This window comes from Actinacidiphila glaucinigra (genome assembly GCF_035918135.1).
GTDB classification, from domain to species: domain Bacteria; phylum Actinomycetota; class Actinomycetes; order Streptomycetales; family Streptomycetaceae; genus Actinacidiphila; species Actinacidiphila glaucinigra.
Genome location: NZ_CP109144.1, coordinates 6476693 through 6492227, shown reverse-complemented (window position 1 = coordinate 6492227; position 15535 = coordinate 6476693). Strand labels below are relative to the sequence as shown.

Sequence of the window (15535 nt, the reverse complement as noted above, 5' to 3'; positions counted from 1 at the left end):
GTGGCCGTCACCCGGCTCAACCGACGGCGGTTCCGAACAGCGCGCCCAGAACGAAGGTAACCCCGGCGGCGGCTCCGCCCAAGACGAGCTGCCGAAGTCCGCTGAACCACCAGCTGCGCGCCGTCACACGCGCCACAGCCGCCCCGCAGAGGAAGAGACCGATCAGCGCCACGATCACCGCGGGCCAGACCACCGTTGCGCCGATCAGGTACGGGAGCACCGGCAGCAGGGCGCCGACGCCGAAGGACAGGAACGAGGAACCGGCCGCGACCAGGGGCGAGGGCAGGTCGGTCGGGTCGACGCCCAGCTCCTCGCGGGCGTGTATCTCCAGGGCCATCTCCGGGTCCCTGGACATCTGCCGGGCGACCTCTTCGGCCAGCTCCGGCTCGACGCCCCGTGCGACGTACAGCGCGGCCAGTTCGCGCATCTCGTCCTTGGGATTGCGGCGCAGTTCCAGCCGCTCGACGTCCAGCTCCGCCTGGACCAGCTCCCGCTGGGAGGCGACCGAGGTGTACTCGCCCGCGGCCATCGAGAAAGCGCCTGCCGCGAGTCCCGCCAATCCGGTGATCACGATGGTCGAGGGGGCCACATTGCCGCCGGCGACGCCGGTCATGAGCGCCAGGTTCGACACCAGGCCGTCCATCGCCCCGAACACGGCCGGACGCAGCCAGCCGCCGCTCACGTCCCGGTGGGTGTGGTGCGCCACGTGGTACGGCGCCGCCTGCCCGTCCTCCCCCGGCGTCCGCTCGGGGGCCGTGTCCAGTGCGCTGCGCTCCACGGCTGACGACATGGTCAAAGTGCTCCTTCCCCCGGGGCGGCGATCCCCGCGTCCCTCCCTCGAACGCCTCGACCGTACGCTCGAATTCCCTGCGTTTCCAGCAAGGAAAGCCTGCCTTACCTGCGAAAACTCGCCGGAGGGGAAAACGCCGCGGCCGCCGTCACCGGGTGGTGAACGGCGGCCGCGGGCTGCGCGACGTGCGCGTCAGAGGTTCTTGGCGGGCTTGGCCTCGGCCTCGACGGGGACGGCGGCGCCGTCCTCCTCGTCCGTGTCCGGCTCCGCCTCACCGGCTCCGGTCTTCTCGCCGTCCCCGTCCGCCGCCTTCTCGTCGGCGTCCTCGGCGTCCGCGCCCTTCGCGTCCGCGTCCTTCGCGTCGGGGTCCGTGTCCTTCGCGGAGGCCCCGGCCGGGGCGAGGGCCGCCGGCTCGACGACCTCCTCACGACCGGGCCGCAGCTTCGCCGAGACCACCATGTAGACCACCGCGGCGGCGAAGACCAGGATCGAGGTCCAGTCGTTGAGCCGCAGGCCCAGGACGTGGTGGGCGTCGTCGACGCGCAGGTACTCGATCCAGAAGCGCCCGACGGTGTACGCCGCGACGTAGAGCGCGAAGGCGCGGCCGTGGCCGAGCTTGAAGCGCCGGTCGGCCCAGATGACCAGCAGGGCCACACCGACGCACCACAGCGACTCGTACAGGAAGGTCGGGTGGTACGTCGCGGCGTCCAGGCTGTCCGCGGGCCGGTGGGCGCTGTCGATCTTCAGCGCCCAGGGCAGATCGGTGGCGCGCCCGTAGAGCTCCTGGTTGAACCAGTTGCCCCAGCGGCCGATGGCCTGGGCGAAGGCGATGCCGGGCGCCACGGCGTCGGCGTACGCGGGCAGCGGGATGCCGCGGCGCCGGCAGGCGATCCAGGCACCGAGGGCGCCCAGGGCGATGGCGCCCCAGATGCCGAGGCCGCCCTCCCAGATCTTGAACGCGTTGACCCAGTCCTTGCCCTCACCGAAGTAGAGCTCGTAACTGGTGATCACGTGGTAGAGGCGACCGCCGACCAGGCCGAACGGCACCGCCCAGACGGCGATGTCCGCGACCGTGGTCTTCTGTCCGCCGCGGGCGACCCATCGCCTGCTGCCGAGCCACACGGCCACGAAGACACCGATGATGATGCAGAAGGCATAGCCGCGCAGAGGGATGGGGCCGAGGTGGATGACCCCGCGCGACGGACTGGGAATGAATGCGAGTTCGAGTTCCATGGCACTCCCGACGCTACCGTGCCGGGCGGCTGCGACGGGCACCCGCCCGGCAACGGCTGGATAACGGGCGGGGGGCTCAGCCGCTCTGCGAGGCCGCGGGAGAGCCCCCCGCGGGTGCCGAGCCGCTCGCCGATCCCGGTGCGCCCGGCGACCCGGACGCGCTCGGCGGGGTGGCCCCCTGCGTCGCGGTACCGGGCTTCTTGCCCTTGTTGGCCTCGGTGACCAGCTGCTTCAGCCGGTCCGCGGTCAGGTTGGGCTGCCCCTTCGCCAGCAGGTTCTCGCCGCCGTTGAGCAGGATGGTGGGCGTGGAGTTGAAGCCGGCGGTGCCGAAGGCCTTGTTGTTGGCATTCACCCAGTCGTCGTACGTGCCGTCCTTCACGCAGCTGGTGAAGGCGGGGGTCTTCAGCCCCGGAACCTTGCCCGCCAGCTCCAGCAGGTAATTCTTGTCGGCGAAGCGGTCGTCGTTCTCCTGCGGCTGGTTCCGGTACAGCACGTCGTGGTACGCGCGGAACTTGCCCTCGTCCTGCGCGCAGGCCGCGGCGTTGGCGGCGTCGAGCGAGCCGGTGCCGCCCAGGTTCCCGTCGATCAGCCGGACGAGGTGGTACTCGACCTTGAGCCCGCCCTGGTCCTGGAGGCTGTGGATGGTGTCGCGGAGCTCGTTCTCGTAGGCCGCGCAGGCCGGGCACCGGAAGTCCTCGTACACGGTCAGCGTGGACGGGGCGTCGCTCGCGCCGTTGGGGAGGGCCAGCTTGTCCTTGCCCGTCGCGCCCACCGGGGCGACGGCCGGGGCGCCGGAACCGCCACCGCTGTTGGACACCACGACCCCGATGACCGCGCCGACGACCAGGACCCCCACCACGGAGCCCGCGACGATCGCCGTCCTCTTGCGCTTCTGCCGGCGCTGGTCGTCCGCCCGCTGCTCCTGCAGCCGGTCCCGGGCATTGCGCTTTCCTTCACGGTTCTTCTCGCTCACACCCAGGCACAACGAACCGGGGGCACGCTCGCGCGTGCCCCCGGCCGATGTTTCGCCCGGAAGAGTGAGGCGCCGCTACCGGCGGACGCCCCGGGCCAGGTCCGCGGCGAGCTCGCGCACGCCGGCGAGGCCCTGCTCCAGGTCCGGCGCGTCGAGCAGCCGCTTGACGAACGCGGAGCCGACGATCACCCCGTCCGCGAAGCCCGCCACCTCGGCCGCCTGGGCGGCGTCGGAGACGCCCAGCCCGACGCAGACCGGCAGTTCGGTCTGGGCGCGGGTGCGCCGCACCAGGTCGGCCGCCTCGGCGCCGACGCTCTCACGGGTGCCGGTGACGCCCATCAGCGAGGCCGCGTAGACGAAGCCGGAGCCCGCCGCCGTGATCTTCGCCAGCCGCTCGTCCCGGCTGCTCGGGGCGACCACGAACACCGTGGCCAGTCCGTGCTGCTCGGCGGCCTTCCGCCACACCTCGGACTCCTCCACCGGCAGGTCCGGCAGGATGCAGCCGGCGCCGCCGGCCTCCGCCAGTTCGACGGCGAATCGCTCGGCGCCGTAGCGGTCGACCGGATTCCAGTACGTCATGACCAGGATCGGCTTCCCGGTCGCGGCATGTGCCTCGCGCACCGTGCGCAGCACGTCCTTGATCCGCACGCCGCCGCGGAGCGCGATGTCGTCCGCGGTCTGGATGACCGGGCCGTCCAGCACGGGGTCGCTGTGCGGGAGGCCGATCTCGACGACGTCGGCGCCGCCCTCCAGGGCCGCCTTCGCCGCCTCGATGCCGCCCTCGACGGTCGGGAAGCCCGCCGGGAGGTAGGCCACCAGGGCCGCGCGGCCCTCGGCCCTGGCGCCGACCAGGGTCCGGTCCAGCAGCTCGATCTGCCCGCTCACCGCTGTGCTCCTTCAGCCTCGTCGTACAGCCCGAAGTAGCGGGCGGCCGTGTCCATGTCCTTGTCGCCGCGCCCGGAGAGGTTGACCAGAACCAGGCCCTCCTCGCCGAGCTCCCGGCCGATCTGCAGCGCGCCCGCGAGGGCGTGGGCGCTCTCGATGGCCGGGATGATGCCCTCGGTGCGGGACAGCAGGCGCAGCGACTGCATCGCCTCGTCGTCGGTGACCGGGCGGTACTCGGCGCGGCCGGTCTCCTTGAGGTAGGCGTGCTCGGGGCCGATGCCGGGGTAGTCCAGGCCTGCCGAGATCGAGTACGGCTCGGTGATCTGGCCCTCGTCGTCCTGGAGGACGTAACTGCGGGAGCCGTGCAGGATGCCGGGCTCGCCGACGGTCAGCGTCGCCGCGTGCTCGCCGGAGTCCACGCCGTGGCCGGCCGCCTCCAGGCCCAGCAGGCGCACGCCCTCGTCCGGGATGAAGGCGTGGAACAGGCCGATCGCGTTGGACCCGCCGCCCACACAGGCGGCGACCACGTCCGGCAGCCGGCCCGCGCGCTCCAGGATCTGGCGGCGCGCCTCGACGCCGATGACGCGGTGGAAGTCGCGCACCATCGCCGGGAACGGGTGCGGGCCGGCGACCGTGCCGAACAGGTAGTGGGTGCGGTCCACATTGGCGACCCAGTCGCGGAACGCCTCGTTGATCGCGTCCTTCAGGGTCCGGCTGCCCGACTTCACGGGGATGACCTCGGCGCCGAGGATGCGCATGCGGGCCACGTTGAGCGCCTGGCGCTCGGTGTCGACCTCGCCCATGTAGATGGTGCACTCCAGGCCGAACAAGGCGCAGGCGGTGGCCGTGGCCACGCCGTGCTGCCCGGCGCCGGTCTCGGCGATGACCCGGGTCTTGCCCATGCGCTTGGTGAGCAGCGCCTGGCCCAGCACATTGTTGATCTTGTGCGAGCCGGTGTGGTTGAGGTCCTCCCGCTTGAGGAAGACCCGTGCCCCGCCGGCGTGCCGCGCGAACCGCGGCACCTCGGTGAGCGGGCTGGGGCGGCCGGTGTAGTGCACCAGCAGCTCGTTCAGCTCCGCGGCGAAGGCGGGGTCGGACTTCGCCTTGTCGTACTCGACGGCGACCTCGTCCACGGCGGCGACCAGCGCCTCCGGGATGAACTTGCCGCCGAACCGGCCGAAATAGCCCTCGGCGCTGGGGACCCGGCCCTCGGGGTCGGGGATGAAGAAGTCTTCGGACATGACGTTCTCGGCTCCTTCGGGGGCGCACGTCGGCGGCCCCCAGGGTTTCGCGTACCAATGGTCACGTTACGGCGCCGGCGGCGCATGGGGCGCCGCCCGCAGCATGGGCGCGCGCCCGCGACCGGCAAGCACGAAGGGGCGGTCGCCGGCGGGACGCCGGTGGGCACGCCCGTGCCCCGGTCATCAGGCGGACGGCGCCGCCGTCAGCGCCATCGGCGCCCGTTGATCTGACCCGGCTCGCAGCCGATGTGGTAGCGCACGCGGCGACCGAGGACGCGCCGCGCGGGCGCGCGGCAGCCACGGGGACGGCAGCCCCGGGCCAGTCGCGCGTAGCTCGTCATGGTGCCGGTCAGCCCCGCCCGTGGCGCAGCGCGGGGTGCGCGCCGGCGGCGACGAGGTCGGCCACGGCGGCCTTGGGGTCGCGGCCGGTCACCAGGGACTCGCCGACGAGGACGGCGTCGGCGCCGTCGTTGGCGTAGGCGATGAGGTCGTGCGGGCCGCGGACGCCGGACTCGGCCACCTTGACGATGTGGTCCGGGATCTCCGGGGCGACCCGGGCGAAGGTGCCGCGGTCGACCTCGAGGGTCTTGAGGTTGCGCGCGTTGACGCCGATGATGCGGGCGCCCGCGTCGACCGCCCGCTCGACCTCCTCCTCGTCGTGCACCTCGACCAGCGGGGTGAGCCCGATGGACTCGGCCCGTTCGATCAGGGAGACCAGCGCGTCCTGCTCCAGCGCCGCGACGATCAGCAGCGCCAGGTCCGCACCGTAGGCGCGGGCCTCCCAGAGCTGGTAGGCGGTGACGATGAAGTCCTTGCGGAGAACGGGGATGTCGACCTTGCCGCGGACGGCCTCGAGGTCGGCCAGCGAACCGCCGAACCGGCGCTGCTCGGTGAGGACGGAGATGACGGCGGCGCCGCCCGCCTCGTAGTCCGCGGCGAGGCCCGCGGGGTCGGCGATGGCGGCGAGGGCCCCCTTGGAGGGGCTGGACCGCTTGACCTCGCAGATGACCTTGACGCTGTCCCCCCGCAGGGCCGCCACGCCGTCCTTGGCGTCGCGCGCCTTCGCCGCCCGATCCTTGAGCTCGTCGAGGGAGACCCGGGCCTGCCTCTCGGCGAGGTCCTCGCGGACGCCTTCGATGATCTCGTCGAGCACACTCACGCGAGAGGACCCCTTCCGAAAGCGAAACGATCAAGCCAGTGAGATGTTCCACCGGCACTGCGATGGTAACCGCCGGGCGGCGGAGGACCCGCATCCGGCGGAGCGAAGGCCCACCGGCCGGACGGTCCGGGCACCGCTCCGACGCAGGTCAGGGCGCCAGTGCGGCCCCGAATGGAAGGTTCCGGACGACGGTGAAGAGCAGCACGACGCCCGCGATCGTCCACCAGTGCACGGCCCGCAGCGGGAGCGAGAAGGACCTGCCGCGCAGCGTCCGGGTGAGCCAGACCGTCCACAGCACGGCGAAGAGCACATAGCCCGCCACAGCCAGTGCGTTGAGGCCGAGCGCCGTGCCGAAGTCGCCGTGCACGACCGCGTACGCGCTGCGCAGCCCGCCACAGCCCGGGCAGTACACGCCCCCGTACCGCAGCAGGGGGCAGACCGGGTAGTGCCCGGCCTCGTTCGGGTCGAAGGTGCCGACGTACGCGAAGGCGGCGGCGACACCGCCGAGGACGCCCAGCGGGGCGGCGAGGTCACTCGGCTTCGGCCTGGCGGCAGTCTCGGTCACCCGGCGATTGTCCCGCGTCGTGCCCGCCCGGAACAGCCGGGGTGGCCGGAAAGCGCGGAGCCGCCGCCGGCGGTGTGCCGGCGGCGGCTCCGGAGCCCGATGCCCGGGTCAGCCGCGCTGCCGCTCCGGCATCGGCTTGCCGAGGCCCGCGGCGCGCATGCCGAGACCGACGACACCGCCCAGGGCGGCGACCGCCAGGCCGGCGAACATCCCGATCGGCTCCGCCAGGACGACGAAGGCAGCCGCGACGCAGAAGCCGATGAAGGCGATGGTCACGCCGGTCCAGGCGGCAGGGGTGTGTCCGTGGCTGTTGCCCGCCATGAGTGCTCCCAAGTCGTTCTTCGAGAAAGGGTCGTCAGTTCGTCCGCCCGCGCGATGGCGCGCGTCACGGGATATTGTCCCCCGTTCCGCTCACGCTCCGCGCGCGGGGGGTGGCCCGGCGCGTCAGGGCGACTCGGTGGGGTCCTCGCCGCGGTCCAGCGCCTTCCACAGGTCCTCGGGGCGCTCCTCCGCGCCCGGGGCCGCGGCGGTACGGGCGGGGGGCGGCGCCGCCTTGGGGGTGTCACGGTCGTACCGGTTCGACATGCCGGGCCAGGTCCGCGCGCGGAGCAGGGCCACGATGCCCGCCAGCAGCAGGAGCACGCCGCCGGCCGCCGAGACGCCCGGCCAGGCGCTGGTGGAGGACCCGGTGACGGTCGTACGGGACAGGCCGCTGGCGGTCGCCGCGGCCGCGTCCAGGGCCGCGGTGTCGCCGAACGCGAGCAGCGCCGCCGCGAGGGCCCCGGCCCCGCACAGCGCGAGCAGCCCGCCCACGAGCAGCCGGGCCGCTCCCCGTACGGCGAAGACCGCCACGAGGGCGGCGAGGCCCACCAGCGCGAGCGCTCCCGGCACCCCGGTCACCTGGTGGCCGGAGACCCTGACCGGCATCCCGCCGTCGGCGAACGGCGCGCTGCCCTCCTGCCAGGTCTTGCTCGAGGCCAGGAGTACGACCGCGGCACCGAGCACGCCGCTCGCCAGTGCGAGGACGAGGCTGCCGCGACCGCCCGTCCGGCGGGCTGCGGGATCGGCGGCCGGTTCTGCGACGGTGCTGGGCTGGGGTGCGGAGCTGCTCACCCGACCACTATCCCCCGTCGCCGCGCCGCCCCGGCACGCGGGGCCCGGCCCGCGCCGGTCACGCCCCGGCGCGCATCCGGCCGGCCGTGGCGACGGCGCGGAGCACCGCGGCGGCCTTGTTCCGGCACTCGGTGTCCTCGCTGACCGGGTCGGAGTCGGCGACGATGCCGGCGCCGGCCTGCACGTACGCGGTCCCGTCGCGCAGCACCGCGGTGCGGATGGCGATGGCGGTGTCGGAGTCGCCGGCGAAGTCCAGGTAGCCCACGGCGCCGCCGTACAGGCCGCGCCGGGTGGGCTCCAGCTCGTCGATGATCTGCATCGCGCGCGGCTTCGGCGCACCCGAGAGGGTGCCCGCGGGGAAGCAGGCGGTGAGGACGTCGAAGGCCGTGCGGCCGGCGCCGACGCTGCCGGTGACGGTGGAGACGATGTGCATGACGTGGCTGTAGCGCTCGATCGACATGAAGTCGACGACCTCGACACTGCCGGGTTCGCAGACCCTTCCGAGGTCGTTGCGGCCCAGGTCCACCAGCATCAGGTGCTCGGCACGCTCCTTGGGGTCGGCGAGCAGTTCGTCGGCGAGCGCCTGGTCCTCCCGCGGCGTCGCGCCGCGCGGCCGGGTGCCCGCGATGGGGTGCACCATGGCCCGGCCGTCCTCGACCTTGACCAGCGCCTCGGGGCTGGAGCCGACGACGTCGAAGCCGTCGAAGCGCAGCAGGTACATGTACGGGGAGGGGTTGGTCGCCCGCAGCACGCGGTAGACGTCGAGGGCGCTCGCCGGGCAGGGCGTCTCGAACCGCTGCGAGGGCACGACCTGGAAGGCGTCGCCGGCCCGGATGTACTCCTTGGCCGTCTCCACCGCGGCCTGGTACGCGGCGCCGCCGAAGCGCGAGGTGACCTCCTCCGGGAGCCGGGAGGGCGGCAGTTCGGCGGGCGCGGAGTCCACGGGGCGGGCCAGGTCGGCGGTCATGGCGTCGAGCCGCCGCACGGCGTCGGCGTACGCCTCGTCGACGCCGGTGTCGAGGTCGTTGTGGTTGATCGCGTTGGCGATCAGCAGCACCGAGCCGTCCCAGTGGTCGAGCACCGCCAGGTCGGAGGTGAGCAGCATGGTGAGCTCGGGCAGCCCCAGGTCGTCGCGGGCGTGGTCGCCGATGCGCTCCAGGCGGCGTACGACGTCGTAGCCGAGATAGCCGACCATGCCCCCGGTGAACGGCGGCAGTCCGGCGTCGTCGTGCAGGTCGCGGGGGGTGTGCAGGGCCTCGATCGTGGCCCGCAGCGCCTCCAGCGGGTCACCGCCGGCGGGCACGCCGACCGGGGGCGTGCCGAGCCAGTGGGCGCGGCCGTCGCGCTCGGTCAGGGTGGCGGCGCTGCGGACGCCGACGAAGGAGTAACGGGACCACGAGCGGCCGTTCTCCGCGGACTCCAGCAGGAAGGTGCCGGGGCGCTCGGCCGCGAGCTTCCGGTACAGGCCGACCGGGGTGTCCCCGTCGGCCAGCAGCTTCCTGCTGACCGGGATGACACGGCGGTCCTGCGCCAGCTTGCGGAAGGTGTCGGGATCGGGGGTGACGGTGCCCGTGGTCATGGTCCGCAGCCTAGTGCCCGGGCGCGGCCGCTTCAGGACAGCGGCAGTTCGCCCGCGTCGAAGCAGGTGCGGTCGCCGGTGTGGCAGGCCGCGCCGACCTGGTCGACCTTGACCAGGATCGTGTCGCCGTCGCAGTCCAGGGCCACGGACTTCACGTGCTGGACGTGACCGGAGGTGTCGCCCTTGACCCAGTACTCCCGGCGGCTGCGGCTCCAGTAGGTGCAGCGGCCGGTGGTGAGGGTGCGGTGCAGCGCCTCGTCGTCCATCCATCCGAGCATGAGGACTTCGCCGGTGTCGTACTGCTGCGCGACGGCGGGCACGAGGCCGTCGGCGGTGCGCTTGAGACGGGCGGCGACGGCTGGGTCGAGCGGGGATTCCATACCTCCATTCTGCCCGCTCCGGGTGGCACGACTTCGGCTCCTGCCCGCACTCCGCTCACCCGCATGGGGCATGCTTCGTCCATGAGTTTTCCTCCGCCGTCGCCGCCCGACGACCCGCGCTCCGGACAGGGTGGCGGTTTTGGGCCGCCCCCCGGGGGGTTCGGCCCGCCGCAGTACCAGCCGCAGCCGCAGTACCAGCCGCAGCCGCCTTACCAGAACCAGCCGCAGTTCCCCGGACCGCCGCAGCAGGGCGGGGGTTACGGCTACCCGCCGCCGCCTCAGCCGCCGCGCAGCGGTGGCGGTGCGAAGGTGGCCGCGATAGCCATCGGCGCGATCGTCCTGATCGCCGTCGTCGTCGGCGGTCTGGCGATCGCGCTGAGCGGCGGCGGGGACGACAAGGGCGCCACCGGGACCACCAGCAGCAGCCCCACGGCCTCGGCCCCCACCACCCAGGACACGGCGACGGCGTCCACCGAGCCGGACCCCTCCGAGACCTTCCGCAAGTACGTCGTGCTCAGCCCCGGCCAGTGCTTCGACGACCCGGGACTGGACACCGGCGTCACCGAGGTCACCACGGTCTCCTGCAACGGCCCGCACGACGCCGAGGTCATCGCCAACGAGACCATCACGGGCACCTTCGCCACCGAGGCCGCGCTCAAGGCCAAGGTCCTGAAGCTGTGCGAGGCGGACGCCGCCAAGCACCTGAAGGACGTCAAGGACAACCCCGGGTACTTCTACTACGCGCTGTACCCGAAGCTCACGGGCTACCAGCTGCAGGGCAAGGACACCGTCTCCTGCTCCCTGACCCTCAGCAACCGGCCGGACGGCAAGAAGCTGACGAAACCGCTGCCCTAGCTGCTGCCCGCCGGCGGGGGCCGGACGTAGGCTGACGGCATGTCGACTCATGCCCAGCGTGAACGTCTGCTCCTCGCCGACCTGCTGGAGAGTGCCGGACCCGAGGCGCCAACCCTCTGCGAGGGCTGGACCACCCGTGACCTCGCCGCCCACATCGTGGTGCGGGAGCGCCGCGGTGACGCCTCGGCCGGCCTGGTCATCCCCTTCCTCGCCGACCGGTCGGAGCGCGTGCGCAAGGAGTTCGCGGAACGGCCCTACCAGGAACTGATCCGGCTGATCCGCACCGGGCCGCCGCGGCTGTCGCCGTTCGCCCTCAAGCAGATCGACGAGGCGGCCAACACCGTCGAGTTCTTCGTCCACGCCGAGGACGTGCGCCGGGCCCAGCCGGACTGGTCGCCGCGCGAACCGGACCCCGTCTTCGCCGACCTGCTCTGGTCCCGACTGGAGCGCTCCGCCCGTCTGCTGGGCCGCAAGGCCCCGGTCGGCATGGTGCTGCGCCGTCCGGACGGCCAGACCGCGGTGGCGCACCGCGGCGCCCCGGTCGTCACGGTCACCGGGGAGCCCGGCGAACTCCTGTTGTTCGCCTTCGGCCGGCAGGACTCCGCCCGGGTGGAGACGGAGGGCGACAAGGACGCGGTGACCCGGCTGTACGACGCCAGGCTCGGGATCACCGCCTGAGTCCGGCTACCCGGGGCGGCGGGCGAGTTCCGCCCGCCGCAGCGCCGGCGCGGCGATTCCGACGACAGCCCCCGCGGCCGCGACCGCCGCGCCCGGCACGAACGCCGGCCGCGGGCCCCGGGCGCCGATGGGGGCACCGGTGAGCGGATGGCCCATCGGTGCGAGGCCGAGCGAGAACAGCGCGCGGCCACCGGACTGACCCGGCCGAGGCAGGCCGGTTCGGTGAGGGTCTGCAGCGGGGGCCCCGCACAGCGCGCCGCTCAGCCATGCCACCAAACCGACCACGACCGCCCGGGCGACCGCTCCCGGCAGTGCGGGGACGAAGGCGAAGTCGGCCACCGCGACCGCCGCCGGCCCCAGGCAGCAGGCCTGGGCCAATCCGGCGCGGGGCAGCCTGCCGCGTACCGTCAGCGGCAGCGAGGCGGCGCCCGCGCAGGCTCCGAAGCCGCTGACGATCCAGCCGAGCCCGGCCGCGCCCCGGCCCCGGTCGGCGGCGACCAGCGCGAGGCCGATGTCGAACGGCCCGGCGAAGGCGAGCTCGCCGCGGCGGTCGTCCTCGGCGCGGACGGCAGGGCCTTCGCCCGGCGCCGCTCCCCCGGCCGCCGGCCCTTCCCGGACTGCCGGGACATCACCGGCGGTCACGTGGAACCCCGCGAGACCCTCCTGGCGGCCCTCGCCCGCGAGGTGGCAGAAGAGACCGAGTGGCGGCTGCGCGCGGTACGGCGGCTTTGCCCGGCTCCAGGCGCGGACGCGTGAGGTCGCCGTCGACATCGACTACGAAGTCCGCCTCATGGCGCAGGCCTTGGCCGTCGTCGCCCTCCCAGGTGGGCACCCCGATCGCACACGGCGTACGGCTGGTTCGGCCCGGAAGATCTCGACCGGCTGAAGGAGAACCGGGCGTCCGGTGAGACCCTGGTGCACGACGTGATCGCCGCAGCGCTCGACCTCCGTGGGTGACGTGTGCCGTACCTGAAGCTGCTCCGCCGGCCCCATGTGGGCCGGTTGCTGTCCGGCTCGCTCGTCGGACGGCTGCCGACCGCCATGGCGGCCCTGGCCATCGCGCTGGCGCTGCGCGCGGCGGGCGCCGACTACCGGCTGGTCGGCGCCGCCGGTGGCGTCTACGCGGTGTCCGGAGCGATCGGCGGGCCGCTCCTGGGACGGTGGGTGGACCGGCTGGGCCAGCCGCGCGTGCTCATCCTCTCGTCCCTGGTCTCGGCCACCGGCTTCGCGGCGCTGGCCGCGGCACCGGGCAGCACGGCGGTGGCCGTGCTCGGCCCGGCCGTCGCCGGGGCGGCGTCGCCTCCGCTGGAACCGTGCCTGCGGGCGCTGTGGCCCGATCTGGTCGAGCCGGATGAACTGGAATCGGCGTACGCCGTGGACGCGGGCGCGCAGGAACTGGTCTTCATCGGCGGCCCGCTGCTGGTCGGCGGCCTGGCCGTGGCGGGCCCGGCCCGGCTGGCGCTGGTGGCCGCGGCCCTACTCGGGGTGGTGGGCGCGGTCTCCGTCGCGACCTCCGCGCCCTCGCGTGCCTGGGCCTCCGCCACCCGTTCCGTCCACTGGCTCGGGCCGCTGCGCAACCGGGCCCTGGTCGTGCTGCTGTGCGCGCTGACCGGCTGCGGCTGGGCGCTGGGCACGTTCAACGTCTTCGCCGTCGCCTATGCCGAGCGCCACCCGCTGCCCGGCGGCGCGGGCACCCTGCTGGCGCTGAACTCCACCGGGGCCCTGATCGGCGCCCTGCTGATCGCCGCCCTGCCCTGGCGGGCGGACGCGGCCACGAAGGCGGCCGTCACCGGCGCCGGGATGGCCCTCACCTTCTGGCCCTTCACCCTGGTCCCCGGCCCGCTGCCGATGGCGCTGGTCGCCCTGTTCAGCGGGGTGTTCTTCGCGCCGCTGCTCACCGTGGTCTTCCGGCTCACCGGCGAACTGGCCCCGGCGGGCACCGTCACCGAGGCCTTCGCCTGGCTGGTCACCCTCGTCACCACGGGCATCGCGGGCGGCTCCGCCGTCAGCGGCCTGATCCTCGCGGACGGCTCCCTCCCCACGGCCGCCGTCAGCGCCGCGAGCGGCGTCACCCTCTCGGCCCTCACCCTCGCCGTCGCGCGCCCGGTCCTGGCCCGCGGCCGCGTCGCCGTCCGGACGGCCGGATAACGGGCGGGACCGATGCCGTCACAGGGTCAGCGCACCGGGTGCCCGGCGTCGCGCAGCGTCTGCTTGACCTCGCCGATGCGCAGGTCGCCGAAGTGGAAGACGGAGGCGGCCAGGACGGCGTCGGCACCGGCGGCGACGGCCGGGGGGAAGTCGGTGAGGCGGCCCGCGCCGCCCGAGGCGATGACGGGGACGGTGACGTGCCTGCGGACGGCGGCGATCATCTCGGTGTCGTAGCCGTCCTTCGTGCCGTCGGCGTCCATCGAGTTGAGCAGGATCTCGCCGGCGCCCAGCTCCGCCGCGCGGTGCGCCCACTCCACCGCGTCGATGCCGGTGCCCTGGCGGCCGCCGTGCGTGGTCACCTCGAAGCCGGACGGGGTCCCGGCCTCGGTGCGGCGGGCGTCCACGGAGAGCACCAGCACCTGCCGGCCGAACCGCTCGGCGATCTCGCGCAGGAGATCGGGCCGGGCGATCGCGGCGGTGTTGACGCCGACCTTGTCGGCCCCGGCGCGCAGCAGTTTGTCGACGTCGTCGGCCGACCGCACGCCGCCGCCGACGGTCAGCGGGATGAAGACCTGCTCGGCGGTCCGCCGCACCACGTCGTAGGTCGTCTCGCGGTTGCCGGAGGACGCGGTGATGTCGAGGAAGGTCAGCTCGTCGGCGCCCTCGGCGTCGTAGAGCTTGGCCATCTCGACCGGGTCTCCGGCGTCCCGCAGGTTCCGGAAGTTGACGCCCTTGACGACCCGGCCGCCGTCCACGTCCAGGCAGGGGATGACTCGGACCGCCAGGGTCATTGCTCTCGTGCTCCTCGGAACGCTCGGAATGCTTCGAGTTCCACTTCGACCAGGACCCGCGGGTCCATGAAACCGGAGACCACGACCATCGTGGTGGCCGGGCGGGCCGCGTCGAAGAACTCCTTGTGCGCCCGGCCCACCTCGTCCATGTCGCGGGTGTGGGTGAGGTAGATCCGGACGCGGACGACGGACCCGGCGTCCAGGCCGAACTCCTCCAGTGCCGCCAGGGCGTTGGTGAACGCCACCCTGGCCTGTTCGTACGGGTCGCCCTCGCCGTAGAGCACGGTGCCGACGAACGGCATGGTGCCCGCGACGTGGACGCGGTCCCCCGCCCCGACGGCACGTGCGAATCCGAACTGCTCCTCCCAGGGGCTGTCGCTCTGCACTCGCCGCACCTCGGGGGTCTCCGTCATCGGGACACTGCCTCCAGGGCCTCTTCCAGGGTGAACGCCTTGGCGTAGAGGGCCTTTCCGACGATGGCTCCCTCGACCCCCTCGGGAACCAGGGTGGCGATGGCCCGCAGATCGTCGAGGGAGGAGACGCCTCCGGAGGCGACGACCGGCCGGTCGGTGGCCGCGCAGACGTTCTTCAGCAGCTCCAGGTTGGGGCCCTGGAGGGTGCCGTCCTTGTTGATGTCGGTGACGACGTAGCGGGCGCAGCCCTCGGAGTCGAGGCGGGCCAGCGTCTCGTAGAGGTCGCCGCCGTCGCGGGTCCAGCCGCGGCCGCGCAGCGTGGTGCCGCGGACATCCAGGCCGACCGCGATCCGGTCGCCGTGCTCGGCGATGACCTTGGCGACCCACTCCGGGGTCTCCAGGGCGGCGGTGCCCAGGTTGACCCGGGTGCAGCCGGTGGCGAGCGCCGCGGCCAGCGTGTCGTCGTCGCGGATGCCGCCGGACAGCTCGACCTTGACGTCCATGGAGCGGGCGACCTCGGCGATCTGCGCGCGGTTGTCCCCGGTGCCGAAGGCGGCGTCAAGGTCGACCAGGTGCAGCCACTCGGCACCCGCCTGCTGCCAGGCCAGCGCGGCGGCCATCGGGTCGCCGTAGGACGTCTCGGAACCGGACTCGCCGTGGACGAGGCGGACGGCCTGGCCGTCGCGGACGTCGACGGCGGGAAGGAGTTCGAGGCGGTGCGTCGTGCTCATG

19 protein-coding genes are annotated in these 15535 nt (G+C 73.6%); 4 read left to right on the top strand and 15 right to left on the bottom strand.

All coding sequences use genetic code 11. The features are described from left to right. Positions 1-16: 16 nt before the first annotated feature. The 12 genes from OIE69_RS29245 to hisI all read right to left on the bottom strand — a co-directional run bounded on the left by OIE69_RS29245 (position 17) and on the right by hisI (position 9918). Positions 17-790: a VIT1/CCC1 transporter family protein gene (locus OIE69_RS29245; RefSeq protein ID WP_326576894.1), complete on the bottom strand. Its 774-nt coding sequence runs from the start codon at positions 788-790 to the stop codon at positions 17-19. Between the two features lie 192 nt (positions 791-982). After that, positions 983-2023, bottom strand: coding sequence for a prolipoprotein diacylglyceryl transferase (gene lgt, locus OIE69_RS29240; RefSeq protein ID WP_326576893.1), 1041 nt, complete (start codon positions 2021-2023; stop codon positions 983-985). Positions 2024-2099: 76 nt separating this feature from the next. Beyond that, positions 2100-2996: a DsbA family protein gene (locus OIE69_RS29235; protein WP_326576892.1), complete on the bottom strand. Its 897-nt coding sequence runs from the start codon at positions 2994-2996 to the stop codon at positions 2100-2102. A gap of 75 nt (positions 2997-3071) precedes the next feature. Next, on the bottom strand, positions 3072-3881 hold the full coding sequence (trpA, locus tag OIE69_RS29230; protein WP_326576891.1) for a tryptophan synthase subunit alpha: 810 nt from the start codon (positions 3879-3881) through the stop codon (positions 3072-3074). After that, on the bottom strand, positions 3878-5122 hold the full coding sequence (gene trpB, locus OIE69_RS29225; protein ID WP_089221953.1) for a tryptophan synthase subunit beta: 1245 nt from the start codon (positions 5120-5122) through the stop codon (positions 3878-3880). Before trpB ends, trpA begins: the two co-directional genes overlap by 4 nt. Positions 5123-5325: 203 nt before the next feature. After that, positions 5326-5463 carry a tryptophan biosynthesis modulator TrpM gene (gene trpM / locus OIE69_RS44790; protein ID WP_375818389.1) on the bottom strand — a complete coding sequence of 46 codons (138 nt, stop codon included), beginning with the start codon at positions 5461-5463 and terminating at the stop codon, positions 5326-5328. Between the two features lie 8 nt (positions 5464-5471). After that, positions 5472-6281 carry an indole-3-glycerol phosphate synthase TrpC gene (gene trpC, locus OIE69_RS29220; protein WP_326576890.1) on the bottom strand — a complete coding sequence of 270 codons (810 nt, stop codon included), beginning with the start codon at positions 6279-6281 and terminating at the stop codon, positions 5472-5474. 148 nt (positions 6282-6429) lie between these two features. Continuing rightward, complete coding sequence (locus tag OIE69_RS29215) at positions 6430-6846, bottom strand: DUF2752 domain-containing protein (protein ID WP_326576889.1); 417 nt, start codon at positions 6844-6846, stop codon at positions 6430-6432. A 108-nt stretch (positions 6847-6954) separates the two neighbouring features. Next, a complete protein-coding gene (locus tag OIE69_RS29210; protein ID WP_326576888.1) occupies positions 6955-7167 on the bottom strand; it encodes an HGxxPAAW family protein in 213 nt (70 codons plus the stop codon). A gap of 123 nt (positions 7168-7290) precedes the next feature. After that, a complete protein-coding gene (locus OIE69_RS29205; RefSeq protein ID WP_326576887.1) occupies positions 7291-7959 on the bottom strand; it encodes a TIGR02234 family membrane protein in 669 nt (222 codons plus the stop codon). 58 nt (positions 7960-8017) lie between these two features. Beyond that, on the bottom strand, positions 8018-9538 hold the full coding sequence (locus OIE69_RS29200) for an anthranilate synthase component I (protein ID WP_326576886.1): 1521 nt from the start codon (positions 9536-9538) through the stop codon (positions 8018-8020). A 32-nt stretch (positions 9539-9570) separates the two neighbouring features. Beyond that, positions 9571-9918 carry a phosphoribosyl-AMP cyclohydrolase gene (hisI, locus tag OIE69_RS29195; protein ID WP_018557174.1) on the bottom strand — a complete coding sequence of 116 codons (348 nt, stop codon included), beginning with the start codon at positions 9916-9918 and terminating at the stop codon, positions 9571-9573. 81 nt (positions 9919-9999) lie between these two features. Here hisI and OIE69_RS29190 point away from each other — a divergent pair, with 81 nt between their 5' ends. From OIE69_RS29190 to OIE69_RS29175, 4 genes are all read left to right on the top strand, one after another. Then, positions 10000-10773, top strand: coding sequence for a hypothetical protein (locus tag OIE69_RS29190; RefSeq protein WP_326576885.1), 774 nt, complete (start codon positions 10000-10002; stop codon positions 10771-10773). 39 nt (positions 10774-10812) lie between these two features. Beyond that, positions 10813-11451 carry a TIGR03085 family metal-binding protein gene (locus OIE69_RS29185; RefSeq protein WP_326576884.1) on the top strand — a complete coding sequence of 213 codons (639 nt, stop codon included), beginning with the start codon at positions 10813-10815 and terminating at the stop codon, positions 11449-11451. A 147-nt stretch (positions 11452-11598) separates the two neighbouring features. Next, positions 11599-12207 (top strand): NUDIX domain-containing protein, encoded by a 609-nt coding sequence (locus tag OIE69_RS29180; RefSeq protein ID WP_326576883.1) that lies wholly within the window; start codon positions 11599-11601, stop codon positions 12205-12207. A gap of 204 nt (positions 12208-12411) precedes the next feature. Beyond that, positions 12412-13599 (top strand): MFS transporter, encoded by a 1188-nt coding sequence (locus OIE69_RS29175; protein WP_326576882.1) that lies wholly within the window; start codon positions 12412-12414, stop codon positions 13597-13599. Between the two features lie 26 nt (positions 13600-13625). On the opposite strand, the gene hisF is transcribed toward OIE69_RS29175, so the two are convergent. The 3 genes from hisF to priA are packed head-to-tail and all read right to left on the bottom strand — an operon-like array spanning position 13626 to position 15534. Further along, entirely contained in the window at positions 13626-14390 is a 765-nt protein-coding gene (gene hisF, locus OIE69_RS29170; RefSeq protein WP_018557167.1) for an imidazole glycerol phosphate synthase subunit HisF, read from the bottom strand. Further along, positions 14387-14803: a RidA family protein gene (locus OIE69_RS29165; protein ID WP_326576881.1), complete on the bottom strand. Its 417-nt coding sequence runs from the start codon at positions 14801-14803 to the stop codon at positions 14387-14389. The genes hisF and OIE69_RS29165 overlap by 4 nt, the downstream gene beginning before the upstream one ends. Then, complete coding sequence (gene priA / locus OIE69_RS29160) at positions 14800-15534, bottom strand: bifunctional 1-(5-phosphoribosyl)-5-((5-phosphoribosylamino)methylideneamino)imidazole-4-carboxamide isomerase/phosphoribosylanthranilate isomerase PriA (protein WP_018557165.1); 735 nt, start codon at positions 15532-15534, stop codon at positions 14800-14802. Before priA ends, OIE69_RS29165 begins: the two co-directional genes overlap by 4 nt. Position 15535: the final 1 nt, after the last annotated feature.

Bases quoted from the DNA above. Each gene is read 5' to 3' on its own strand.
- trpB (WP_089221953.1), bottom strand. From the start codon at position 5,122: ATGTCCGAAGACTTCTTCATCCCCGACCCCGAGGGCCGGGTCCCCAGC.
- OIE69_RS29185 (WP_326576884.1), top strand. From the start codon at position 10,813: ATGTCGACTCATGCCCAGCGTGAACGTCTGCTCCTCGCCGACCTGCTG.
- priA (WP_018557165.1), bottom strand. From the start codon at position 15,534: ATGAGCACGACGCACCGCCTCGAACTCCTTCCCGCCGTCGACGTCCGC.
- hisI (WP_018557174.1), bottom strand. From the start codon at position 9,918: ATGGAATCCCCGCTCGACCCAGCCGTCGCCGCCCGTCTCAAGCGCACC.
- hisF (WP_018557167.1), bottom strand. From the start codon at position 14,390: ATGACCCTGGCGGTCCGAGTCATCCCCTGCCTGGACGTGGACGGCGGC.
- OIE69_RS29200 (WP_326576886.1), bottom strand. From the start codon at position 9,538: ATGACCACGGGCACCGTCACCCCCGATCCCGACACCTTCCGCAAGCTG.
- OIE69_RS29190 (WP_326576885.1), top strand. From the start codon at position 10,000: ATGAGTTTTCCTCCGCCGTCGCCGCCCGACGACCCGCGCTCCGGACAG.
- OIE69_RS29180 (WP_326576883.1), top strand. From the start codon at position 11,599: ATGGCCCATCGGTGCGAGGCCGAGCGAGAACAGCGCGCGGCCACCGGA.
- OIE69_RS29165 (WP_326576881.1), bottom strand. From the start codon at position 14,803: ATGACGGAGACCCCCGAGGTGCGGCGAGTGCAGAGCGACAGCCCCTGG.
- lgt (WP_326576893.1), bottom strand. From the start codon at position 2,023: ATGGAACTCGAACTCGCATTCATTCCCAGTCCGTCGCGCGGGGTCATC.
- trpM (WP_375818389.1), bottom strand. From the start codon at position 5,463: ATGACGAGCTACGCGCGACTGGCCCGGGGCTGCCGTCCCCGTGGCTGC.
- OIE69_RS29210 (WP_326576888.1), bottom strand. From the start codon at position 7,167: ATGGCGGGCAACAGCCACGGACACACCCCTGCCGCCTGGACCGGCGTG.
- OIE69_RS29245 (WP_326576894.1), bottom strand. From the start codon at position 790: ATGTCGTCAGCCGTGGAGCGCAGCGCACTGGACACGGCCCCCGAGCGG.